The organism is Nonomuraea sp. NPDC049480, from assembly GCF_044465905.1.
Classification (GTDB): Bacteria; Actinomycetota; Actinomycetes; order Streptosporangiales; family Streptosporangiaceae; genus Nonomuraea.
The window spans coordinates 1-20,528 of the sequence record NZ_JBITMD010000010.1 but is presented as its reverse complement, the minus strand read 5'-3'; the positions used below and the strand labels follow the sequence as shown (position 1 = coordinate 20,528).

Below are 20,528 nucleotides of genomic sequence, written 5' to 3'. Positions count from 1 at the left end.
GACCGCAGCGATGTTCGCACGGTTGCGGAGTGCGCGAAGAGCGTTTCTGCGCCGAGGCGGATCATCACCATCATCTGCACGGTGGGCTCCCGGCGGCCGGTCGCAGGGAGCGTTCATTCCAACGTCTGTTCCAGCAGGCACTCGGCCAGGCGCCGGACGGCAGTGCGCAGTTCCTGCGGCGACAAGATCGTGAACGGGAAGCCGAGCCCGGCGAGCATGGTGGCCATGCCGTCCAGGGACTCGGCACGCGTCCGCAGCAGGACTCCGTCCGATGTTTCGGTGAGCGTGGCCATCGACGGCGGAATGCGGCGGGACGCCTCGGCGAGGGGAACGTGCAGAATAACCTCGACAATGTGCGCATACGGTACCTGGGCCAGCGACGCGGTGACCTGCCGCACCGGGTCGGACTCCGCGGGGATCTCATAGGAAGCCGTCCCCGGGACGACGGAGGAGATCCGGTCGACGCGGAAGGTGCGGATCTCGCCGGAACGGTGGTCGTGGCCGGTCACGTACCAGCGGCCGGAATGGAAGACCAGGCCGTGGCCGTCCAGTTCGCGTTCGGTCTGGGCGCCTTTCCAGGAGCAGTAGCGCAGTGTGACCCGGCGGCGGTCACGGATCGCGGCGGCCAGGGTCAGCACGGCCCGGCTCGCGGGCGTTGGCGCCGCCCGTTCGGCGAGGGTGAAGTCCAAGGTCTCCTCCAGTGCGCCGACCTGTTCTCGCAGCATGGTTGGCAGCACCCGCCGGATCTTGGCCAAGGCGGCTTCGGTGGCCTCGGCGGCAAGGCCTAGGCGGCGTCCGGCGAGCAGGCCGAGAACCACGGCGGTGGCCTCGTCGTCGGTGAGCATCAGCGGTGGCAGCTTGTAGCCGGGCATCAGCTGATAGCCGCCGTAGCGGCCGCGCTCGGCGGCGACCGGGATGCCCAGTTCGGCGAGTCGGGCGGCGTAGCGCCGGACGGTCCTCTCGTCCACACCGAGCCGCTGCGCCAGGTCCCGGCCGCCCAGCCCGTGGTGCGCCTGGAGCAGTTCGAGCATCGCCAGCATCCGAGTCGCCGGATATGACACAGGTCACCCACTTAATCCGGGCGGATTCTGTCCGCTATCGGCTTTAGCGTAGCGACATCGGCTCACTGGAAGGACGATGAGATGGCGAACTACGTGCTGGTTCCCGGCTTCTGGCTCGGCGCCTGGGCTTGGGACCAGGTGGCGCAGAAGCTGCGCGCCGCCGGACACCAGGTGCGGGCGGTCACTCTGACGGGGCTGGCGGAGAGGGCTGGGGAGCTGTCGCCGGAGGTCGGCGTGGAGACCCATGTCGTCGACATCCTCGCGGCGATGGACGGATTGGAGGAGGTTGTCCTGGTCGGGCACAGCGGGGCGAGTGTCCCGGTGACCGCGGTCGCCGACCGGCATCCCAAGCGGCTCAGCCGGGTCGTCTACGTCGACACCGCGCCGCTGCCGTCCGGCATGGCGGTGATCGACTTCAATGACGAGGACACTCAGAAGGCCTGGCGCGCTCAGGTGGGGGACGGTCATGCGCTCGAGGCGCCCTCCTTCGAGCAGGGGGAGGGGAAGTTCGCGGGACTGACCAAGGAGCATTGGGCGCAGATCCGCGCGAAGGCGACGCCGCAGCCGTGGGGCGCGGTCGCCCAGTCGGTTCGGCGGCCGCAGCAGATCCCGGCGACGCCGAAGACCATGGTCGCCTCGACGATGCCGGTGGCGGTGATCCGCGAGCTGATCGCTTCGGGGAACCCGGCGTTCGCCCCGCTCGGTACACCCGAATGGACCTTTGTCGAGCTGCCGACTGGCCACTGGCCGATGTTCTCGCGACCAGCGGATCTAGCCGCGTTGCTCTGACGATTTATGGCTGGGCCTGGTGCTCCTGCCGACGGAGAACGGGGCCTGCCTGGTCATCACACCAGCACCCGACGGTGATCACCGTCACGCGGTCCTAGGCGATCACGTCACCGTGTGGGTGATCGTGCCCCGGCATTTCAGTGGCGATGCCTTCCAGCCCGGTATTCACCGCGGTCAAGGGATTCCAGGTCGCGGAGTTGGTGCCGGTGCCGCCCGTGTGAGTGAACGCAGTACGCGCGATCCCGAGCGGCTGCCCGGTCGCCAGAGGTGGCGCGGCGCAACCCGTCTGCCCCGGGGTGAACATCCCGTTGCCCGTGGTGGCGGTCGCGGCACCCGAGCAGTTGCACACATCGGACCTGGGGACGGTCTCGAATGTCTCGAACGGCGCCGTTGCGGTGGTGAAGTCCGTGCTCGTCACCGTCACGGGCGCCGATGACGTCACCGACGGCGCCACCACACAAGCGTCCGCGTGTAAACAGATTGTTTAAAACATATAGTTGACATCGATTTGCTTCTTACGGCATCGTGGCTCGCATGTCCCCGCGTTCCGATCACCACCCCGACCCCTTCACGCGGCCGGATCCAGAACAAGCGCGCATGCAACGCGTCCACGCGTCCTTGTTCCGGATCGCCGAGCGGCATGCGGCCACCGATGAACAGCGCCGCCGGCAAGCTCATCCATCGGCCGTCGGACCGCACGAGGCCGTCAGGCTCGTGTCGTTCCTGCTCAGCGGTGCCGCAAAGCTGGATGACGGCGAGCCGGAGGTGGATCATGCTGACATCACCGCGGCGTTGAGCCTCGTCCCCCTGGTCCGCGGCGAACTGGACGCGCTGGAAGCCGGCCTCCTGCAGATGGCGCGAGGTCGAGGCATGACCTGGCAGGAGATCGCCTTCGGGCTTGGACTGGGCACCGCGCAGGCCGCCAGGCAGCGCTGCGAACGCCTCGCCGACCGCACTGATACCGGTTTGGAAGGCCCGGAGTAGGACGTCTTCAACCGCGGACGGGCGACAGACCTGCGGCGATGGTTGTCTGGGTTGGCAAGGCCGACATGGTGAGAGTCGGCGTCGAGTTGGCTGAGCACGGTGGGCCGATCCCAGTAGAAGCGTTCGCCGCTCATCAGGTCGTCCTGGAAACCGACGAAGATCGCAATGGGGACGTCGATCTGCCGACCGGTGGCCGTGATGCCGAGGAAGTCCCCGACGTGCCTGCCGCGGAACCTGGTCTCCGCCACGGCCGCGCCATCGGTGGTCCAGTGCAGCTCTTCCCGGCTGACTGTGACGTCGAAGGCGCTCCACCACATGCGGTAGTACTCCGCGGCGCCGTCATGTCCGTGATGGACGCGGCCCAGCGCGGTGTCGTGGAAGACGCACGCGGGTGACAGCGTCGCGAGGGTGGCCGCCAGGTCATGGGCGTTCTCGGCGGCCAGGTCACCGCCTGGATCACGCTGTACGGGCCGGAGGTGCCTCGACCTTCTCCACCTGCCACCCGCTCGCCCGTGCTGACCAGCTGATCGGTCCGCTCCGTGTCCAGCACGATGAAGGTCATTTCAGTGCGCCGTCACCAGCGAGATCTGTCCGCGCGGGCTCTTCCCCACCTCCATGCCGCTTTGGTGAGCCTTGGCGAACCCGTCGATCGAGGACACGGTGGCGTCGGGCTGGGTGAGCAACGCGTGAGCGTGCCGGACCTGTTCGGGGGTCATCGCGGGTGGACGGCCCAGGCGCTGACCGCGGGCGCGGGCAACGGCCAGGCCCTCGTGGGCAACCCTCCAAGATCAGCTCACGGATGAACTCGGCGAGGGCTGCGCAGATCGGCGACGATCGTAATGAGGTCCTGCAAGGAGCGAGCCGGTCGAGCGAGGAGACGACCAGGGTGTCGGGGCCGCAGGTAGTCCAGGGCCTTGGTGAGCTCTCCGGTGAGGACGGCGGGTTCGGCGCCAAGACGGTCGTCGGCGGTCGGCCGGACCACTTCGGAAGAGTTGAGAATCGAACGATTCTCAACTCCCGCAGACGTGTTGCGATGTCGCGTGCGCCATGATGGGGCGGTGGATTTTGAGTCGTATCGAGCCGAGTTGGTGGCGTACTGCTATCGGATGGCGGGCTCATTCCACGAGGCTGAGGACCATGTACAGGAGACGATGCTGCGGGCGTGGAAGGCCCGGAATCGGTACGACACCACCCGCGCGTCGTTGCGGACCTGGCTGTATCGGATCGCGACCAACGTCTGCCTGACCGCTCTGGAGGGCCGCGCGCGGCGGCCGTTGCCGTCCGGGCTGGGCGCGCCCAGCGATGATCCCGAGGCGCCGCTCGCACCGGCCTTCGACATTCCCTGGCTTCAGCCGTTTCCCGACGCCCGGGCCGAGGTGGGGGTACGGGCCGACATGCGGCTCGCGCTGGTGGCGGCGATGCAGACGTTGCCGCCGCGACAGCGGGCCGTGCTCGTGCTGCGCGAGGTACTGGAATTCAGCGCCGCCGAGGTGGCCGTCCAGCTCGGCACCACGGTCCCGGCCGTCAACAGCGCCCTGCAGCGGGCCCGCGCCGCCCTCGCCGAAGCGGGCGAGGCCACGGACGTCAGCGAGGTCAGCGAGCCGGACGACCCGAAGGTACGCGAGGTGATCGAGCGGTACATGCGGGCGTTCGAGACGGCCGACGTTCCCGCACTCGTGCGGCTCCTCACCGACGACGCCGTCCTGGAGATGCCGCCCGTGCCGCTGTGGTACCGGGGCAGCCACGACTACGGCCTGTTCATGCGTCGCGTGTTCGACATGCGCGGGACCGGCTGGGGCCTCAGGCGCCTCACCGCCAACGGCCAGCCCGCGCTGGCCGCGTACGCCCCTGAGCCCGGTGGCGGGCATCGCCTGCACACGCTCCAGGTCTTCACGGTCACCGGTGGCCGGATCGCGCGCAATGTGGTCTTCGCCGATCCCGGCGTGTTCGAGGCGTTCGGCCTGTCCCAGGAAATTCTTTTCAACACGTTCGACGGGTTGCGATGAGTCCGGCTGATGCCACCGGTAGGTACGGGTGAGCATCGAACGAAAGGGACACCCATCGTGAGCGTCATAGTCATCGAGTTCATCACCCTGGACGGAATCGTGTCCGACCCGGACGGCTCCGCCGGCACACCGGCCGGGGGCTGGGCGTTCCGGCACGGGCCCGAAACGGTCGCCGGGGACAAGTTCCGGCTCGGCAGCGTCCTCGACGACGGCGTCATGCTGCTGGGACGCAGCACTTGGCAGCTGTTCTCGCGGCTCTGGCCGGGACGCGACGATCCGTTCTCCTCGCGGATGAACGCCGTGCCGAAACTGGTCGCCTCCCGCACGCTGATCGACACCTCAGCCTGGGCCAACTCGCAGGTCATCGACGGCGACCTCATCGACGCCGTCAAGCGCGAGCAGCGGGATGTGATCATCACCGGAAGCCTGAGCGTCGTCCATGCGCTGATGGCCGAGGACCTGATCGACGAATACCGGCTGCTGACCTTCCCCACCATCCTCGGCACCGGCGATCGGCTTTTCCCCGCCGGTGGGCCACCCGCTTACCTGGAGTGCGTGTCGGCCGAACCGGCCGGCGCCGCCGTCCTGACCCGGTACAGGCGGGAGGCACGATGACCGTTCGTTTCCTGGCCCTGTACGAGACCCCAGCCGACCCCGCGGCGTTCGATCGGCACTACCGCGAGGTCCACGTCCCGCTCGCGCGCCGGCTACCGGGACTGCGCCGATACGTGATCGGCCGTGACCCGGCGGCCGTACGCGGCGGTGCGCCCTGCTATCTGATCGCCGAGCTGGAATGGGACACCTTGGAGGAGTCGCACGCCGCGTTCGCCTCACCCGAAGGCCACGCCACCGCAGCCGACGCGACATACCTTCAGGAACTCGCCCCGGTACGCAGCATGATCTTCACCGTGGGCGAAGCATGAGGTAGGCACATCAGCGGTTCGGCTCGTCCGTCACTCACCGCCGAGCGAGCCAAGAGTGCCAATGCTCAAGAGGGCGCTCAGGTCGAGACGCACCTCACCGTAGGGACGGACGTGCAGCCAGAACAGCGGGGTCAAGCCGCGCCGGTCGACCGGGGTGAGCAGGGCGGCCCACCCGGGTTCGGCGGCCGGCCGCCGAACAGGGTGGCGCGTGCGCGCATGCCTACGATTCCTCGCCCACCGGTCCGTCCGGCGGGCGAGCCGTGCCGCCCGCGGCCGTCGTCGGTGACCTGCACGTGTAGGTGGTCGCCCCGGTCGGCGATGCGGATGGTCACCTGGTGGCCGTGGCGCGGCGGATCACGTTGGTGATCGATTCCTGGAGGATCCGGTACGCGGTGTGGTCCACGGGCGTGGACAGGTCCGGGGGCGACCCGACGATGTCGATGGCGACCATGATGCCGGCGTCCCGCGCCATGGCGGCGAGTTGGTCCATCCGACCCAGGCCTGGGTGGGCTCGCGCTCGTCCGTCTCGGGCGGCGCGTCGTCTCGTAGCACGCGGGTCGTCGTGCGGCGGGCGCGAGCCGAGGTGGCCGTGTACATGGGCGCCGGCGACCTGGGCCGGGTGGCGTCGGGGACCAGGGAACTGGTCGGCTACATGACCGACCTGATCGCCGCCAAGCGGGCCGCTCCGGCGGACGACCTGCTGTCCGGCCTGGTCGGGGTGCAGGAGGACGACGGGGACCGGCCGCGGGTTGGCTACGGGTTCCTGCTCCATCCGTCCACCTCGCCGGATGAACCCCCGCCGCCGGAGGTGCGTACCTCCCGAAGACAGGGAAAGCCCGATCCAGCCATGTGCCGGAAGGGAGCATGCCTGATGGGGCATCTCGCCGATGTCGTGTCCTCCCCTCGCCTGCAAGGCAAGCCCGGGCGGCCGACCACCGACACGGCTTACACTCGCTCGATACGCCTGATCGTGTTGGCGGGTGCGGTCGCGACCCTGCTGCTGATCGCCACCGGGATCGTGCTCTACCTGCGCCCCTGGCAGGACACTCTGACGGTCGCCGGGGCCTTCGGCGAGCAGCCGCAGGTCACCTTCGCCAAAGGCGGGCAGCCAGACGAGAAGCTCATGATCAAGACCGTGATCGCGGGCAACGGCGCGGCGGCGGCCCACGGCGACCTGGCCGTCGTCCAGTTCGCCAGCTACGCCTGGACGGGAGACTCCCACCGGCAACTCGACAACAGCCATGACGGGGGCAAGCGGGCGGTGATGCAGATCGGCGAACTCATCCCCGGCCTGAACAAGGGACTCATCGGCAAGAAGACCGGCAGCCGGGTGCTGCTGTCGATTCCCCCCAAGGACGGCTACGGCGCGAGCGGCGATTCGGAGACCGGGGTGACAGGCACCGACACGCTCGTCTACGTCGTCGACCTGCTCGCCACCTATCCGAAGACCGCTTCGGCGCGAGGACAGGCACGCCCGGCCGACCCGGCACTCCCCCAGGTCACGGCAGGCAGCACGGGTGCGCCCCCGGTAGTGACGATCCCGAAGTCGGACCCGCCTGGCAACCTGCGGGCGCAGGCCCTGATCGAAGGCGACGGCCCGCCCATCCGCGCCGACCAGATGCTGATCACCCATTATCAGGGGCAGGTCTGGCGGAACGGAAAGGCCTTCGACTCCTCCTGGAGCAGAGGGGAAGTGGCACCGATGTCGTCACTGACCGGCGCGATTCCCGGCTTCGTCAAGGGGCTGACCGGCAAGAAGGTCGGCAGCCGGGTGCTGCTGGTCATCCCGCCCAAGGACGGGTACGGCAAGAACCCCCCGAAGGCGGAGATCAAGGAGGACGACACCGTCGTCTTCGTCGTCGACATCCTCGGGGCGTACTGAAACACCCCCCTTGCCGAGCAAGGACCCATCGCCCTGGCGGAGGTCGCCGCGGTGGGCGGGCTGTCCCCCAGCCGGCTACGTCACCTGTTCACCGAGCAGCTCGGGCCGTCCTTCCGCGCCTGCGTACGGTGGCCCCGGCTGCAGGCTGGCATGCCTGTCGTCGAGGCCTTCAGCCCTTGTCCATCACGCACATCCCCACCAACGACGGCCTCGTCAATCCGGCCGCCGAAGTCGGCAAGATCGCGGCCGAGGCGGGCGTGCTGTTCCTGCTCGACGCCTGCCAGTCAGTGGACCGGATTCCGTCGACGTCCAGCAGATCCGCTGCGACGTGCTGTCCACGACGGGACGCAAAGTTCTCCGGCCCCCGCGGAACAGGACTCCTGTACGTCCGGCGGGCCGTACTCGGCCAGCTTGATCCGCCCTTGCTCGACCTGCGCTCCGCCCAATCGACCGCACCCGACCGCTTCGAGATCCAACCCGGCGCCCGCAGATTCGAGAACGGGGAATACCGCGACCTCCCCGAACTCGTCCGCGCGTCGGTCCGCCACCACAACTCCGAGGAAGAACTCATACTCCTCCGCGACGAACTGAGCGGCATCACCCGCGAAGGTATCGGGTAACGATCAGAACGATCTCGTCGGCCAGTTCCGCCGGCTTCATCGGCGGGTTGCGGCCGGCGAACCGGTGGATGAGGGACTCGATCGTCGCGACGACGAAACGCGCCGCGCCCTCCGGTTGGCTCACGGTGACGGTCTCGTCGGCGAGCAGCAGCGCCGCGACCGCGGCGACCGCCTGTTCCTCGGTCTCGTGGAAGCGCCGCAGCAGCTCCGGCGACCGGGGTGCCTCCTCGAAGAGCACCCGATGGACCCGCGGGTTACTCGCGTGGAGCGCGGCCAGGGCATGGGTGAGCCGCGGCAACCACTCCTCCAGGTGCCGCGCGTTTTCCAGTTGCTCCTGGACGACCCGGGCCGCGTCATCCACGTGGGCCAGCGCCAGCGTGAGGAGGATCGCGTCCTTGTTCGGAAAGTACTGATACAGCGAGCCGATCGACAGTCCCGCCTCCTCGGCGATGCGATCGGTGGTGCCCGACGCGTAGCCGTGCTCGGCGAAAACGTGAGCCGCCGCTTGGAGGATCCGTTCGCGAGTACGCCACGCCCGTTGCTGCTGAGGTGTTTTCCTGGGCTGAAGGGCCGATCTCCGACGTGGCATCACGGGCTCCAAAGGCGAGTACAAAAACCGAGGAATTCCTCATATTCTAGCCGGTGTTCGTACACCCCTAGGAGGTATGAGATGACGACTCCTGTCGTGAAGCCCGCACCGAGCGACCCGGGCGCGCCCCTCAAGCGGAGCGTGCTGTTCCTGCTGCCGTTCGTCGTGTTCGTCCTGCATACGCTGGAGGAACTGCCCGGCTTCGCCGCTTGGGCGACGCGGCACTTCGGCCCTGAGACGACCAACGAGTTCGTCGCCTACCACATCCCGCTGATGCTGCTGGTCCTGTTGTGCTCATGGCGGGCGATGGTCGCCGAACGGCACGGAGGATGGGTGGTGATGGCCATCGCGTTCCAATGGCAGTTCTGCGTCAACGCGGTGTTCCATTTGAGCACCTGGGTGGCCTTCGGCGAATATGCCCCGGGAGTGGTGATCGCCTCGGTAGTGGCACTGCCGAGCTCCGTCTACTTCTTCTCATGGGTGCGGCGAGAGGATCGAGCCACCATGAAAGAGGTCTTCCTCGGCGGAGTCATCGGAACGGTCGTCGCCGCGCTGGCCATAGGGTTTCTGTTCCTGTGAGCATTCAGGATTGAAGCGAGCCGCCCGGCAGCGATTATCTGGCGGATCTGAACAGTCGCCGGTAGACGGAGCCTCGACATCATCAAAGGGCTCCGTCTCCTGCCCATCCCAACAGAGCTCGACAGCACGGTGATTTACTCGTTCTGCGGCGAGGACTCCGCCTACCAGCCACTCGTCCCGGCAGCCACACGGTCGTCGTCTTCCCCTTTGTCCCACCCCCGTGCAGGCCCGGTGTACAGGCAGGTGAGCCCCCGAGCGGTCATACGTGACAAGCCGGTCTGGATCAGGGACCCGGTGAACTGCTCCTCCAGGCATTGGTTCACTACTCTGTGGTACCGTGTAGTGGTACTCGGTACTACAAAGTACCAGGAGAACCGAAGAGGACCCACGATGGACGACCTGACGGAGATGCTGAAGGGCACGCTTGAGGGCTGCGTGCTCGAAATCATCGGCAGCGAGGAGACCTACGGGTACGCCATCACCCGTCGGCTGAACGAACTCGGCTTCGCCGACGTCGTCGAGGGGACCGTTTACACCATCCTGCTGCGGCTGGAGAAGAAGAGGCTCGTCCAGGTGACGAAACGACCGTCCGGGCTGGGCCCACCGCGCAAGTTCTATGCGCTCAACGACGCGGGGCGCGAGGAACTCGCAACGTTCTGGGCGAAATGGGAGTACATCACATCACGGATCGACAAGCTCAAGGAGGGCGGGAGATGAACTTCTGGGAGACCATCACAGGCAGCGATCTCACCAGGGAATGGAAGGCGTTCGAAGCCCGGGCCGAGGCATTGCCGGCCGACTACCGGGCGGCGTGGGGAGAGATCATAGGTCATCTTTTTCCCTACGGGGACTTCACAGGTCGAAACCTGATGCCGATTCTCGACGGTGCTCTGGGGCTGCTCGAAGAGACAGCGGCCGATGGGCAGAGCATTCACGAGGTGCTGGGTGACGACATCGCGGGCTTCTGCGCGGCGCTGGCCGGCGGAGAAGGGGCCCGGAGCTATCGCGACCGGTGGCGCGATCAGTTGAACAGGAACGTCGCAAGGAAATTGGGCCGGCTAGGAGGCTGACGTGGGCATCCAGGACATCATCGAGGGCAAGAAGCAGTGGCGGGCGCACATGGCCCGGGTCAAGGCGCTCCCGCCGGACTACCGGATCGTCTACAAGGAGATTCAGAAATATCTCTTCAAGGTCGGACCGATCGACTTGCTTGACGGGTCTCTGCTCTCAGGGATCCTCGATTTCTTCGAGGAGGGCGTCGCGGCCGGCAAGGGAGTCCTGGAACTCGTCGGCAACGACGTCGCGGCCTTCTGCGACGACCTGATCAAGGACTCGCGCACCTACGCGGACATCTATCAGGAGTCCATCAGCGGGAAACCCGGCACGGCCGGGAAGTAACACCCGTCGATCGGTGCTGGCGGAGTTCTTCGGTGGGTGAGCCGAAGGAGAACATCGGGCCCCTGACCGTCGACAGACCGACGGTGAGATCCCGGGCGCGATCGTCATCGAACGCAACCATCTGGAATGGCATCTCGACCCTGCCGGCCCAGCCCGCATCCCCGAGGCGACCTGCCACGACGCCGGCATCACCTGGGACGAGCTCGCGCCGGCGCTGCGGGTCGGCGACCGCCGCGCCCGCCACAGCGGAGCGCGGTGAACGGGAGCCGATCCGCGAAGTCGTCCGGGGGGACCCTGTGGAGCTCGCCGAGGAGTCTGTTCGGAGCTACCCGGAGGTCGTTCACAGACACCACAGAAGATCAGGCCACGGAAGATGTCCGGCCGAGGCGGCTGGCGCGGCTTCAGTGACCATGGCGACGAGCAGGATCAGGGAGCGGTGCCGCTCGGGGATCCGCCCCGTTCATGAAGCTGGATGACATCGGTCGCCTGCGCGGCAGCTCAGGGTCATACGGCTGTATCGCTGCCGTTAGTACTGCACTGACCTGCTAATACTACGCTATGCAGTTAGTCAATCACCATAAGGTGGGTCGGGGCAAAGATCGACGTGGGACAGCTGTCCCGCTCCTCCTGGGCGTGGACACGCCGTGCACGGATCCCCCTGACCGTAGCTCGCGGAGGCTTACGCATGTCCCAGGAATTGCTCGAGGCGAACCTCATCGGCGTGTTCACCGTGCTCGACACCGACGGCGATGGCCACATCACCGTCACCGACTTCACCGCGAAAGCCGATCAACTGTGCGCCGCCTACTCGCTCGAAGCGCAGTCCGCACACCACACCGCGATGCAGCGGGCCTACGCCGCCTGGTGGGAGCAGATCCGCCAGGGCGCGGACAGCGACGGAGACGGAAGGGTGAGCCAAGCGGAGTTCGTCGCGGCGATCCGTTCGGGCACGGCTGCCGACCCGGGATATCTCCGGACCGTCGACGGGGTGTGCCACGCCGTCTTCGACAGCTCCGACAGCGACGGCGACGGCCGCATCTCGCGGGAGGAGTTCGAGCGTATCTACGGGGCGGTGAACATGCAGGCCGACGTCACGCGAGTAGCCTTCGACCATCTGGACACCGACGGGGATGGTGTGATTTCCCGTGAGGAGTTCGTGGCGGGCGCACGTGCCCTGCTGACCAGCGCGGACCTGAGCCAGCCCGGCACCTGGATGGTGGGCGAGACCAGCGTCCGCTGAATGTCGCCCATGCGACTGAGCTGAGCCGGCCTGCCGCGCGGCAGGCCGGCCATCTGCGCGGCACCCCGCAGCGGTCGACTCCATCGGCGGTGGCGGCGCGACGAGCTTTATCGACCTGCTCCTGGCCGCGCTGGTGCTCGTCGCGGGTGTGGTCGTCTTCCTGACAGGTCGGCTGCTTCCATCGACTCCAGGGATCGTGCGTTGCCGGCTCACGCCGAAGCCGCCTCATCTCCTGATTTCCTGTCGGTGTGCCCAGGTAGCCTGCGCCGGTGTTCATGGGCAAGTGGCAGCAAGAGTCAATCCCGACGGCCGCCCAGACACTGAATCCGTCACGGAAGCAGTACCGTGCCCATGCCCAGCAGGGCACAGATGCCCAGAATGCGCAGCATCGGCCATTTCAGGATGAACGTCATGACCAGCGCAAGAACGGTGATCACCAGGGCGCTCGGGCTCACCGTGCCCACTTCGGGAAGCTGGACCTCGAACGGCCCCCAGGCCCAGGTGAAGGTCCTGGCGAAGAGCGTGTGCTCCGCGAAGTAGAGCGCCAGGTTGGCGATGACCCCGACCACGGAGGCGGTGATGCCGGTGAGCGCGGCGCTGAGCGCCGAGTTGTGGCGCAGCCGCTCCACGTACGGGGCACCGAGGAAGATGAAAAGGAAGCACGGCACGAAGGTCACCCACGTCGTCAGCAGCGCTCCCAGCAGCGCGCCGGCCCACGGAGTGAGAACCCCGGGATCGCGGTAGGCGCCCAGGAACGCGACGAACTGCACGACCATGATGAGCGGGCCGGGGGTGGTCTCGGCCAGGGCCAGGCCGCGGACCATCTCTCCCGGCGTCAGCCAGGCATACGTCTCGACCGCCCGCTGGGCGACGAACGCCAGCACGGCATAGGCGCCGCCGAAGGTGACGAGCGCTGTGCCGGAGAAGAACAGGCCCTGGGTGGTGAAGACGCTGTCGGTGCCCAAGAACAAGGCGACGGCGGCCACCGGCAGCCACCACGCGGCCAGCCCGACCCCGAGGATCTTCCCCGCGGACCGCCAACTCGGCTGGGCGTGGTGGAGCGCGTCATCAGAGATCAGCGGAGCGGGCCCGCCGTCGCCACCATGCCCGTTTCCGCTCTTGAGCATGTGCGGAGCCAGCCTGTGCACGGTCCAGCCGACGAGCGCGGCAACGACGATGACCACCGGGAACGGCACGCCGAACAGCGCGAGCGCCGCGAAGGCGGCCACCGCGAAGGCGACGAACACCGGATGGGTCAAGGACCGCTTGGCAACCCGCATGACGGCCTGGGCGACGATGGCCAGCACCGCCGGGGCGATCCCGGCGAACAGCGCGGTCACCACCGTGGTGTCCTGCCACAGGATGTAGACCGCCGACAGGACCAGGAGCGCCAGCATGCCCGGCAGGACGAACAGCGCGCCCGCCACCAACCCGCCCCGAGTGCCGTTCAGCAGCCAGCCGACATAGATCGCCAACTGCTGCGCCTCGGGCCCAGGCAGGAGCATGCAATAGTTCAACGCGTGGTTGAAGCGCTGCTGGCCGATCCACCGCTTCTCCTCCACGAGGGTGCGCTGCATGACCGCGATCTGCCCGGCCGGCCCGCCGAACGTCTGCAACGAGATGAGGAACCAGGCGCGCACGGCCTCCCGAAACGGGATCACATCTTGACGTACATCGATGCTCATACAGACCTCTGTTCAGCAGGCAGTCGGACGGACCGGAAGATTCGCCACAAGGTCAGGTCGTAACCGGTCTTGACAATCCCGGCGATCAAGAACGGGAGCGCCGGCCCGAGCGGAAGCAGCAGCCCAGCCAGCGCTGGTCCGGCAGGACGCGTGAGATAACGGGCGATGTTGGTGACAGCGGCCGCCGCGGTCCGTTCCTCCGCCGGGACCAGGGCCATCACGTACGCCTGCCGGGTCGGCACGTCCATCTGCGACAGGCAAGCCCGCGCCAGCAGCAACACGATGGCCCAAGGCAGAGCAGGCGCGAACGGGACGGCGGCCAGCAGCAGGTTCGACGGCAGGTGCGTGAACACCATCGTCCGCAGCAGCCCGATCCTCCCCGCCACCACCGGCGCCGCCAGCAGGGAGGCGGTCTGAAGCACCCCCAGTGCGGCAAAGGCGATCCCGATCGTCTGCGTGGTGGCGCCGTAGCGGATGCTCAGCCAGTAGCCGATGTAGGCCTGCATCACGAATCCCCCGGCGAGGCTGTCCACCGCGAACAACGCGGCCAGCCGGGCCACCGGACCACGCGAACGGGCGAGCATCCGAGGACGCGGCAGGCCCGGCGCCGCCGGCGCCTCGACAGCATCAGGCAGGCGGGCGGCCAGCACCGCGCCGACCGTCCCAGCCACGATGAGGACGCCACCGAGCAGCCGCCGGTCCGCCGGGAGAGCACCAAGCAGCGCACCGACTGTCCCGGCGACCGCCGCGACGGCGTTGTACACCCCGAATCCCCGCACCACCTGGCGCTGCGGACGGCCCGTACTGGCCAGCATGACCTGCTCCAGCGTGGTGAACGGCCCCGACTCGATCACCTCGACCGACAACGCCCCCGTCATGGCCACCACCGCCAGCAGCCACAACGGCGCCCCGAACGCGATGGCCATCCCGCAGCAGGCCAGCGCACCGTACAGAGCCGCATACGCCCGGCGACGGCCAACACGATCACTCCACCGCGCCAAGACCAGGCTTGAGGCGAGCGTGCCGACCAGGACGGCCGCCAGCACAAGCCCCACGTCGGCCGACGACAGTCCCTCCATCCGCAAGATCGCACCCAACTGGACCGCCGCGACGCCATACCCCAGCCCGCGGAGCGCCTGCGCAGCCAGCAGGACGGGCACAGCGCTTGCGGCATCCCGCATCACGCCGGCTCTCGCCCCAGCAACAGCGCACGCCGGTGGAATTCGTACAACCCGTCGAACACCGGCCCGGTGATCTCCAGCACCCGGGCGTCGTCACAGGTCATCGACAGCCCTCGCAGAACCACGTCCAGCCCACGCGCCTCGGGTGCGTCGAACCGCTCGTCATCGATGTCGGCCTCGTGCACGATCTCGGCCAGCTTCCACAACACCGGATCGTGGAGCTCGTACCGGCGCAGGATCGTCTCGAAGCTGCAGTCATCACCGTGGTGGGACAGCTCCACCCCACGCATGTCGAACGCTGTCGCATCGGCAGGCACCAGAGCCGGGTCGTCGACGAACACGAATTCGGGCTCAGGGTCGATGTGGCGGCGGATCAGCCAGGCGCACGCCGCCCGATCGATGTGCACCCCAGCACGCGTGACCCACTTCATCCGGCCCCCTCCCCCACGATCGCCTGAGCCAAAGCACGTACGGCCCGCTGCGCGGCCTCCCGCTCGGCGGGCGGGAAATAGTCGCGACGCCCGATTCTGCGCAGCTCGGCCTGCAGCCGCTTGACCGCCCGGCCGCGCTCGCCGGGTCGCGCCTGCGTCGCCGCCTCGGCCTGCTCGATGACGGTCCGGTACTCGGCCGCCCGAGCCCGCCGCATCTCCGCCGCGATGACCTTCTCCTGCGCCACGTTGCCGGCCGCGGCCAGCCAGATGGTCGAGCTGCCGCCCACCTCACCGATCTCCTCGGCGATCCACTCCAACTGCTCGCGCGTACGCGCGTCGGCGGGCAGCGCCACCAGCCCGTCGCCCAGCCGCGCCACGCCGAGCCGGTCCAACTTGCGCCAGATCGTGATCCGCAACGTCGACGGCTGGCGCGGGACGCGGTACGCCAGCAGTACCCACTGCCCTGCCGTCCCCGCCATCGGATCCATGCGAACCTCCTCACGCAACCATCGTTACTGTAACCATGGTTGCAGCGACGAGTCCAGGCGGAGCATCAAAGGTACGCGAGCCTCCCGCACCGTGGGACGGGACGCACGCGTGGCAGCCGCATCGGTGGCGAGGACCGCGCCGAGGAGGACGAGCGCCACCCAGATCCCGGCGGCGAGCACGGAGATCCGCAAGGGCAACGGCGCGTTCATGAACAGGTTGCCCAGCCCGGCACCGAGCACCGAGCACAAGCGTCGGCACGGCGGCGCCACGCAACTGGTCAAGGCCAGGAAGAGCACCTCGGCGACGACTCAACGGCCCCCCATGTGGCCCTCCCTGACGGCCTGGCCGCGGCTGATCGAGGCCGACGACTTCACCGCGGCCCCGGCGTCGGTGAGCGCCCGGCCGACGGCAGCGGCCGTGGCCTGATTTATTCACGGCAGCACGCTTACGTGGGCGGCCCCACGCCGCGACGGGGGCCACGAGGTTGTCCCGCCCCTTGTTGGGGAGAAATGTCCAGGTCGGCAGTGATGATCTGCCTCTCCCCTCACGACATTGAGGGACCAAAGCATGCAGCTGTACAACCTGATCACTACCTGTGGAACGTGGCTCCTCGGCGGGAGGTCGCGGTGACGACCGCCCCGGGGGTGGCGTGCATCAGTAGCGCTGGGACTGCCCGTGTCCCCCATGCCGGAATTGTTCGCCCACCCGCGCAGCATCCGGTTCAAACCGAGAATCAACTTGGCCAGCTCCTGATCGCGGGTTGACCTGCGAGTCTTCGCCGACACCGATTACCGACTGCCGGCGGGAAATTCGGGTGCGGAGGGTCGGCGGGGTGGTGTGTGATTGAGGGATGGCGATCAAGATGGGCAAGCCGGGGGTTGGCCGGCTCGGTGACGTGGTGCGGGTGCTGGGGGAGTGGCAGTACGACGGAGGGCCCGTGCAGTTGCATCCGGGGGATGTGGGGTGGTTCTGGCGGTTCGGTGCGGAGCGGACGGCGGAGGCTACGCGGACCTGGAGCCGGGCTGGGGAGGTCCTGGCGGTCGGGCTGCTGGATGGTGCGGAGTTGCTGCGGTTGGCGTTCGCGCCGCAGGCCTTGCGGGACGAGGAGTTGGCGCAGCAGGTGGTCGAGGACGTATCGGCGCCTGAGCGTGGTGTGCTGCTCGAGGGCGAGGTGTACGTCGAGGCGCCGATGAGTGCGCTGGTCCATGACCTGTTGTTCAAGGACGGCTGGGAGCTTGGCCAGCCGTGGACGCCACTTCGGCGTGACCTCGGCGCGCCTGTGCCGGATCCCGGCGTTCGCGTCGAGGTGATCGGGCCGGAACAGGCGCACGAGTGGGCCGCGGTCCTGCGGGCGTCGTTCGACGGGTCGACGTTCACCGACGAGCGCTGGCACGCGATGGCGGCAGGTGCGCCGTATGTCGACGCACGGTGCCTGGTCGTTCGCAATGAGCAGGGCGAGGCGGTGGCGGCCGCGACGGTGTGGTCGGCGGGTGAAGGAAAGCCCGGGCTGATCGAGCCGATGGGGGTGCACCGGGCACACCGCCGTCACGGTTACGGCAAAGCGATCACGGTCGCCGCGGCGCGCGCACTCCAGGAACTGGGTTCGTCCAGCGTGGACGTGTGCACGCCGAGCTCCAACGTCGGCGCCGTCGCCACCTACCAGTCGGCCGGCCTCGAGCAGTTGCCCGAGAGACGGGACCTGTACCGCAACGCTTCCTGAGGCTTTCGGTGAGGGGTCGTGGTCATATCCGGCCGGAGATTCCCTCCGCGGTGTACGGCCAGCTCAGCGCTTCCGAGAACAGCGGCCAGACAGAAGCGGAATTTCGGCCGGATATGACCAGCACCCGAGGCCACCCAGAGCCACGGCTCTGCCTGCACGCGCTGAACGGAGAAGTGGATCAAGAACCAGGAGGACACCCAGCGCGTCCAGGCCTGAGGTGAGGTACATGATGCCGCCGGCCGGGCCACGACCGCGACGATGACGGCGGCGGTCCATGGGCTGGAGGGAACCCACAGGAATGGTTCGCCGAAGAAGCCGACAGGCAGCCGCTGACAAGGGTCACGATCGTCATCTGACAAGACCCGCCTGATTCCTCCAGCTTTACGCATGCCGATATAGGCATATGATGGCACGCATGGCACGAGCAGCGACGACGTCGGACGTCTTCAACGCGATCGCCGAACCGCAGCGCCGGGAGATCCTGGTGCTGCTGCGGGCGGGTGAGCGGCCGGTGACCGAGTTGGCCCAGGAGCTGGGGATGACCCAGCCGGCGACGTCCAAACATCTGCGGGTGCTCCGGGAGGTCGGGCTGGTGCGGGACCGCAAGGCAGGCAAGCAGCGCCTGTACGGCCTTGACGCCCGCGGGCTGCGACCGGTCCACGAGTGGACCGGCGGGTTCGAGCGGTTCTGGAACGAGAGCTTCGACCGGCTGGACGCGTACGTGCAGGACCTCCAGCAGGCAAGGCAGGAGGAGTGACCAATGGCAGCAACAGGACGGGACGCGCCGGCGCGACGCCGACCACCAGGTCCTCACCGACCACCTGGGCGAGACCGTGATGGGGGAGTAGCGTGAGGCAATGGATCGTCGCATCTTCGGCCTGGAGAACGAGTACGGCGTCACGTGCACGTTCCGGGGACAGCGCAGGCTGTCCCCCGACGAGGTGGCCCGCTACCTGTTCCGGCGGGTCGTGTCCTGGGGCCGGTCGAGCAACGTGTTCATGCGCAACGGCGCGCGTCTGTACCTGGACGTGGGCAGCCATCCCGAGTACGCCACGCCCGAGTGCGACAACGTGATCGAGCTGGTCACGCATGACAAGGCGGGGGAGCGCATCCTGGAAGGCCTGCTCGTCGACGCCGAGAAGCGGCTGCGCGAGGAGGGCATCGCCGGCGACATCTACCTGTTCAAGAACAACACGGACTCGGCCGGCAACTCCTACGGCTGTCACGAGAACTACTGTGTGGGCCGGCACGGTGAGTTCGGGCGGCTGGCGGACGTGCTGATCCCGTTCCTGGTGACCCGGCAGATCATCTGCGGGGCGGGCAAGGTGCTGCAGACGCCGCGCGGCGCGGTCTACTGCGTCTCGCAGCGCGCCGAGCACATCTGGGAGGGCGTGTCGTCGGCCACCACCCGGTCCCGGCCGATCATCAACACCCGGGACGAGCCGCACGGTGACGCCGAGCGGTTCCGCCGCCTGCACGTGATCGTCGGCGACTCCAACATGAGCGAGACCACGATGCTGCTCAAGGTCGGCGCGACCGATCTGGTGCTGCGCATGTTCGAGGCGGGCACGGTGATGCGCGACCTGTCGCTGGAGAACCCGATCCGGGCCATCCGCGAGGTCTCTCACGACATGACCGGCCGCCGCCGGGTCCGGCTGGCCAACGGGCGCGAGGCCTCGAGCCTGGAGATCCAGCAGGAGTACCTGTCGAAGGCGAAGGACTTCGTCGACCGGCGCGGCGGCGACGCCATCGCGCACCGGGTGCTGGAGCTGTGGGAGCGCACGCTGCGCGCGGTCGACACCGGCGATCTCGACCTGGTCTCGCGGGAGATCGACTGGGTGACGAAATACCAGCTCATCGAGCGCTACCGGAAGAAGTACGACCTGCCGCTGTCGTCGCCGCGGGTGGCGCAGCTCGACCTCGCCTACCACGACGTGCACCGCAAGCGGGGCCTGTTCTACCTGCTGCAGAAGCGCGGGATGGTGGAGCGGGTGGCGTCCGACATCAAGATCTTCGAGGCGAAGTCGGTGCCGCCGCAGACCACCCGGGCGCGGCTGCGCGGTGAGTTCATCCGCAAGGCGCAGGAGAAGCGCCGCGACTTCACCGTCGACTGGGTGCACCTCAAGCTGAACGACCAGGCCCAGCGCACCGTCCTGTGCAAGGACCCGTTCCGCAGCGTCGACGAGCGGGTGGACAAGCTCATTGCCAGCATGTGACCGAGCGGCCGGCCGGCATCGCGTCAATGGCCACGCCACTCTGCGTCTGTACGGGCACCAGATTGCGCGGGTTCACGGGGGCGGTCACGCTTTCACCTGGCTCGTCGATCACCTCGACCGGGCCGCCACTCCCCTGCTCGTCGGCCGCTACACCGCCGCGGTCGGCGGCGAACGACCCGACGAATCAGAGGGCTTCCTCATAACGCGGATACATGCCAGCACTGCGGTTCGGGCTCGACAAACCGCAGAGATCATGGAACGAACGCTCAGGGTCGGTGTCGTGCCTCTGAAGAATCTTGTCGAGGCTGGCGTCGGCCGCTCGGAAGGCGCAGGGGTTATCTGGGGTTCTTGGCCTCTCTCGCAGGCCAAGCGAGATGATCTCTTCAGGCATGTTAGGCGCGGTGGCGTCGATCGATCGGACCGCCTACCCGAGGTTCGCCCGAGCGGTGTCCGCTCGGGCGTTGGCGGAGGTGTTCACCCGCCAGCCTGTGATCAGCAGGGCGGAGACGAAGATGGAAGGCTTTTACCGGCGTTGAGGACATGGCCGTGGCGGAACGAAGCAAGGGACAGGACATGGTCTACCGGACACGACGGCGAGTACTGCGGCACTCCCCGATGGCCGACGAAATCAATGAGTTGGCTGGCCCGAAAACAGAACCCTAACTTGGGCGCGGCAGCATCACCGCGGCGCTCTGCGCCGTGGTGATCGTGTCCGGGATTGTCAGGTGGCCGGCT

General features: G+C 67.9%; 26 protein-coding genes and 1 pseudogene. 16 read left to right on the top strand and 11 right to left on the bottom strand.

The genetic code is table 11. The features are described 5' to 3' along the window. Positions 1-113 precede the first annotated feature (113 nt). Positions 114-1,031 carry a helix-turn-helix transcriptional regulator gene (locus ACIBX3_RS27615; RefSeq protein ID WP_397121823.1) on the bottom strand — a complete coding sequence of 306 codons (918 nt, stop codon included), beginning with the start codon at positions 1,029-1,031 and terminating at the stop codon, positions 114-116. 111 nt (positions 1,032-1,142) lie between these two features. On the opposite strand from ACIBX3_RS27615, the gene ACIBX3_RS27610 reads away from it, so the two are divergent. Next, positions 1,143-1,850, top strand: a complete 708-nt coding sequence (locus ACIBX3_RS27610; RefSeq protein ID WP_397121821.1) for an alpha/beta fold hydrolase — start codon at positions 1,143-1,145, stop codon at positions 1,848-1,850. A 94-nt stretch (positions 1,851-1,944) separates the two neighbouring features. On the opposite strand, the gene ACIBX3_RS27605 is transcribed toward ACIBX3_RS27610, so the two are convergent. Further along, positions 1,945-2,304, bottom strand: a complete 360-nt coding sequence (locus ACIBX3_RS27605) for a hypothetical protein (RefSeq protein ID WP_397121820.1) — start codon at positions 2,302-2,304, stop codon at positions 1,945-1,947. A gap of 80 nt (positions 2,305-2,384) precedes the next feature. On the opposite strand from ACIBX3_RS27605, the gene ACIBX3_RS27600 reads away from it, so the two are divergent. Continuing rightward, complete coding sequence (locus tag ACIBX3_RS27600) at positions 2,385-2,834, top strand: DNA-binding protein (protein WP_397121818.1); 450 nt, start codon at positions 2,385-2,387, stop codon at positions 2,832-2,834. 143 nt (positions 2,835-2,977) lie between these two features. Here the strand turns inward: ACIBX3_RS27600 and ACIBX3_RS27595 are convergent. Beyond that, positions 2,978-3,232, bottom strand: a pseudogene (locus tag ACIBX3_RS27595) (ester cyclase); the annotation flags it as partial. Positions 3,233-3,397: 165 nt separating this feature from the next. After that, positions 3,398-3,550 (bottom strand): hypothetical protein, encoded by a 153-nt coding sequence (locus ACIBX3_RS27590; protein WP_397121817.1) that lies wholly within the window; start codon positions 3,548-3,550, stop codon positions 3,398-3,400. Positions 3,551-3,892: 342 nt separating this feature from the next. On the opposite strand from ACIBX3_RS27590, the gene ACIBX3_RS27585 reads away from it, so the two are divergent. The 3 genes from ACIBX3_RS27585 to ACIBX3_RS27575 are packed head-to-tail and all read left to right on the top strand — an operon-like array spanning position 3,893 to position 5,763. Continuing rightward, positions 3,893-4,840, top strand: a complete 948-nt coding sequence (locus ACIBX3_RS27585; protein WP_397121816.1) for a sigma-70 family RNA polymerase sigma factor — start codon at positions 3,893-3,895, stop codon at positions 4,838-4,840. A 57-nt stretch (positions 4,841-4,897) separates the two neighbouring features. Continuing rightward, positions 4,898-5,455, top strand: a complete 558-nt coding sequence (locus ACIBX3_RS27580) for a dihydrofolate reductase family protein (RefSeq protein ID WP_397121814.1) — start codon at positions 4,898-4,900, stop codon at positions 5,453-5,455. Continuing rightward, positions 5,452-5,763: an EthD family reductase gene (locus tag ACIBX3_RS27575; protein ID WP_397121813.1), complete on the top strand. Its 312-nt coding sequence runs from the start codon at positions 5,452-5,454 to the stop codon at positions 5,761-5,763. Before ACIBX3_RS27580 ends, ACIBX3_RS27575 begins: the two co-directional genes overlap by 4 nt. A gap of 328 nt (positions 5,764-6,091) precedes the next feature. Here ACIBX3_RS27575 and ACIBX3_RS27570 read toward each other — a convergent pair whose 3' ends face one another. After that, positions 6,092-6,253, bottom strand: coding sequence for a hypothetical protein (locus ACIBX3_RS27570; protein WP_397121811.1), 162 nt, complete (start codon positions 6,251-6,253; stop codon positions 6,092-6,094). Here ACIBX3_RS27570 and ACIBX3_RS27565 point away from each other — a divergent pair. Further along, positions 6,245-7,645 carry an FKBP-type peptidyl-prolyl cis-trans isomerase gene (locus ACIBX3_RS27565; protein ID WP_397121809.1) on the top strand — a complete coding sequence of 467 codons (1,401 nt, stop codon included), beginning with the start codon at positions 6,245-6,247 and terminating at the stop codon, positions 7,643-7,645. The two genes, ACIBX3_RS27570 and ACIBX3_RS27565, sit on opposite strands and share 9 nt — an antisense overlap. Positions 7,646-7,821: 176 nt before the next feature. Continuing rightward, on the top strand, positions 7,822-8,265 hold the full coding sequence (locus ACIBX3_RS27560) for an aminotransferase class V-fold PLP-dependent enzyme (protein ID WP_397121808.1): 444 nt from the start codon (positions 7,822-7,824) through the stop codon (positions 8,263-8,265). On the opposite strand, the gene ACIBX3_RS27555 is transcribed toward ACIBX3_RS27560, so the two are convergent. Continuing rightward, on the bottom strand, positions 8,243-8,854 hold the full coding sequence (locus tag ACIBX3_RS27555; protein ID WP_397121806.1) for a TetR/AcrR family transcriptional regulator: 612 nt from the start codon (positions 8,852-8,854) through the stop codon (positions 8,243-8,245). The genes ACIBX3_RS27560 and ACIBX3_RS27555 overlap by 23 nt on opposite strands. An 81-nt stretch (positions 8,855-8,935) precedes the next feature. Here ACIBX3_RS27555 and ACIBX3_RS27550 point away from each other — a divergent pair, with 81 nt between their 5' ends. The 5 genes from ACIBX3_RS27550 to ACIBX3_RS27530 all read left to right on the top strand — a co-directional run bounded on the left by ACIBX3_RS27550 (position 8,936) and on the right by ACIBX3_RS27530 (position 12,071). Further along, positions 8,936-9,433 carry an HXXEE domain-containing protein gene (locus ACIBX3_RS27550; protein WP_397121804.1) on the top strand — a complete coding sequence of 166 codons (498 nt, stop codon included), beginning with the start codon at positions 8,936-8,938 and terminating at the stop codon, positions 9,431-9,433. A 390-nt stretch (positions 9,434-9,823) separates the two neighbouring features. After that, complete coding sequence (locus ACIBX3_RS27545) at positions 9,824-10,150, top strand: PadR family transcriptional regulator (protein ID WP_397121802.1); 327 nt, start codon at positions 9,824-9,826, stop codon at positions 10,148-10,150. Continuing rightward, positions 10,147-10,503 carry a DUF1048 domain-containing protein gene (locus ACIBX3_RS27540; protein ID WP_397121800.1) on the top strand — a complete coding sequence of 119 codons (357 nt, stop codon included), beginning with the start codon at positions 10,147-10,149 and terminating at the stop codon, positions 10,501-10,503. The genes ACIBX3_RS27545 and ACIBX3_RS27540 overlap by 4 nt, the downstream gene beginning before the upstream one ends. 1 nt (position 10,504) lies before the next feature. Further along, positions 10,505-10,831, top strand: coding sequence for a DUF1048 domain-containing protein (locus ACIBX3_RS27535; protein ID WP_397121798.1), 327 nt, complete (start codon positions 10,505-10,507; stop codon positions 10,829-10,831). Between the two features lie 685 nt (positions 10,832-11,516). Beyond that, complete coding sequence (locus ACIBX3_RS27530) at positions 11,517-12,071, top strand: EF-hand domain-containing protein (protein ID WP_397121796.1); 555 nt, start codon at positions 11,517-11,519, stop codon at positions 12,069-12,071. Positions 12,072-12,400: 329 nt separating this feature from the next. Here ACIBX3_RS27530 and chrA read toward each other — a convergent pair whose 3' ends face one another. Genes chrA through ACIBX3_RS27510 form a run of 4 tightly spaced genes read right to left on the bottom strand, consistent with a single transcriptional unit; the run spans position 12,401 to position 15,856 of the window. Continuing rightward, positions 12,401-13,756, bottom strand: coding sequence for a chromate efflux transporter (chrA, locus tag ACIBX3_RS27525; RefSeq protein WP_397121794.1), 1,356 nt, complete (start codon positions 13,754-13,756; stop codon positions 12,401-12,403). Next, positions 13,753-14,937 carry an MFS transporter gene (locus ACIBX3_RS27520; RefSeq protein WP_397121792.1) on the bottom strand — a complete coding sequence of 395 codons (1,185 nt, stop codon included), beginning with the start codon at positions 14,935-14,937 and terminating at the stop codon, positions 13,753-13,755. The genes chrA and ACIBX3_RS27520 overlap by 4 nt, the downstream gene beginning before the upstream one ends. Beyond that, positions 14,937-15,368, bottom strand: a complete 432-nt coding sequence (locus tag ACIBX3_RS27515; RefSeq protein WP_397121790.1) for a chromate resistance protein ChrB domain-containing protein — start codon at positions 15,366-15,368, stop codon at positions 14,937-14,939. The genes ACIBX3_RS27520 and ACIBX3_RS27515 overlap by 1 nt, the downstream gene beginning before the upstream one ends. Continuing rightward, positions 15,365-15,856, bottom strand: a complete 492-nt coding sequence (locus ACIBX3_RS27510; protein WP_397121788.1) for a Chromate resistance protein ChrB — start codon at positions 15,854-15,856, stop codon at positions 15,365-15,367. Before ACIBX3_RS27510 ends, ACIBX3_RS27515 begins: the two co-directional genes overlap by 4 nt. 109 nt (positions 15,857-15,965) lie before the next feature. Between ACIBX3_RS27510 and ACIBX3_RS27505 the strand changes: the two genes are divergently transcribed. The 4 genes from ACIBX3_RS27505 to pafA all read left to right on the top strand — a co-directional run bounded on the left by ACIBX3_RS27505 (position 15,966) and on the right by pafA (position 19,793). Further along, positions 15,966-16,283 (top strand): hypothetical protein, encoded by a 318-nt coding sequence (locus tag ACIBX3_RS27505; protein WP_397121786.1) that lies wholly within the window; start codon positions 15,966-15,968, stop codon positions 16,281-16,283. 424 nt (positions 16,284-16,707) lie between these two features. Next, entirely contained in the window at positions 16,708-17,577 is an 870-nt protein-coding gene (locus tag ACIBX3_RS27500) for a GNAT family N-acetyltransferase (RefSeq protein WP_397121784.1), read from the top strand. A 415-nt stretch (positions 17,578-17,992) separates the two neighbouring features. Then, the gene (locus ACIBX3_RS27495; protein ID WP_397121782.1) at positions 17,993-18,334 is read left to right on the top strand and encodes an ArsR/SmtB family transcription factor; all 342 of its coding nucleotides are present in this window, start codon (positions 17,993-17,995) and stop codon (positions 18,332-18,334) included. Positions 18,335-18,434: 100 nt separating this feature from the next. Continuing rightward, positions 18,435-19,793: a Pup--protein ligase gene (pafA, locus tag ACIBX3_RS27490; RefSeq protein WP_397121780.1), complete on the top strand. Its 1,359-nt coding sequence runs from the start codon at positions 18,435-18,437 to the stop codon at positions 19,791-19,793. A 184-nt stretch (positions 19,794-19,977) separates the two neighbouring features. On the opposite strand, the gene ACIBX3_RS27485 is transcribed toward pafA, so the two are convergent. Continuing rightward, positions 19,978-20,184, bottom strand: coding sequence for a hypothetical protein (locus ACIBX3_RS27485; protein ID WP_397121778.1), 207 nt, complete (start codon positions 20,182-20,184; stop codon positions 19,978-19,980). Between the last annotated feature and the right edge of the window lie 344 nt (positions 20,185-20,528).

Excerpts from the sequence above, each read along its gene's own strand:
- ACIBX3_RS27555 (WP_397121806.1), bottom strand. The coding sequence starts at position 8,854 with ATGCCACGTCGGAGATCGGCCCTTCAGCCCAGGAAAACACCTCAGCAG.
- pafA (WP_397121780.1), top strand. The coding sequence starts at position 18,435 with ATGGATCGTCGCATCTTCGGCCTGGAGAACGAGTACGGCGTCACGTGC.
- ACIBX3_RS27540 (WP_397121800.1), top strand. The coding sequence starts at position 10,147 with ATGAACTTCTGGGAGACCATCACAGGCAGCGATCTCACCAGGGAATGG.
- ACIBX3_RS27500 (WP_397121784.1), top strand. The coding sequence starts at position 16,708 with ATGGCGATCAAGATGGGCAAGCCGGGGGTTGGCCGGCTCGGTGACGTG.
- ACIBX3_RS27515 (WP_397121790.1), bottom strand. The coding sequence starts at position 15,368 with ATGAAGTGGGTCACGCGTGCTGGGGTGCACATCGATCGGGCGGCGTGC.
- chrA (WP_397121794.1), bottom strand. The coding sequence starts at position 13,756 with ATGAGCATCGATGTACGTCAAGATGTGATCCCGTTTCGGGAGGCCGTG.
- ACIBX3_RS27510 (WP_397121788.1), bottom strand. The coding sequence starts at position 15,856 with ATGGATCCGATGGCGGGGACGGCAGGGCAGTGGGTACTGCTGGCGTAC.
- ACIBX3_RS27485 (WP_397121778.1), bottom strand. The coding sequence starts at position 20,184 with ATGCCTGAAGAGATCATCTCGCTTGGCCTGCGAGAGAGGCCAAGAACC.
- ACIBX3_RS27600 (WP_397121818.1), top strand. The coding sequence starts at position 2,385 with ATGTCCCCGCGTTCCGATCACCACCCCGACCCCTTCACGCGGCCGGAT.
- ACIBX3_RS27615 (WP_397121823.1), bottom strand. The coding sequence starts at position 1,031 with ATGCTCGAACTGCTCCAGGCGCACCACGGGCTGGGCGGCCGGGACCTG.
- ACIBX3_RS27550 (WP_397121804.1), top strand. The coding sequence starts at position 8,936 with ATGACGACTCCTGTCGTGAAGCCCGCACCGAGCGACCCGGGCGCGCCC.
- ACIBX3_RS27545 (WP_397121802.1), top strand. The coding sequence starts at position 9,824 with ATGGACGACCTGACGGAGATGCTGAAGGGCACGCTTGAGGGCTGCGTG.
- ACIBX3_RS27610 (WP_397121821.1), top strand. The coding sequence starts at position 1,143 with ATGGCGAACTACGTGCTGGTTCCCGGCTTCTGGCTCGGCGCCTGGGCT.
- ACIBX3_RS27575 (WP_397121813.1), top strand. The coding sequence starts at position 5,452 with ATGACCGTTCGTTTCCTGGCCCTGTACGAGACCCCAGCCGACCCCGCG.
- ACIBX3_RS27495 (WP_397121782.1), top strand. The coding sequence starts at position 17,993 with ATGGCACGAGCAGCGACGACGTCGGACGTCTTCAACGCGATCGCCGAA.
- ACIBX3_RS27520 (WP_397121792.1), bottom strand. The coding sequence starts at position 14,937 with ATGCGGGATGCCGCAAGCGCTGTGCCCGTCCTGCTGGCTGCGCAGGCG.
- ACIBX3_RS27590 (WP_397121817.1), bottom strand. The coding sequence starts at position 3,550 with ATGACCCCCGAACAGGTCCGGCACGCTCACGCGTTGCTCACCCAGCCC.
- ACIBX3_RS27570 (WP_397121811.1), bottom strand. The coding sequence starts at position 6,253 with ATGGACCAACTCGCCGCCATGGCGCGGGACGCCGGCATCATGGTCGCC.
- ACIBX3_RS27530 (WP_397121796.1), top strand. The coding sequence starts at position 11,517 with ATGTCCCAGGAATTGCTCGAGGCGAACCTCATCGGCGTGTTCACCGTG.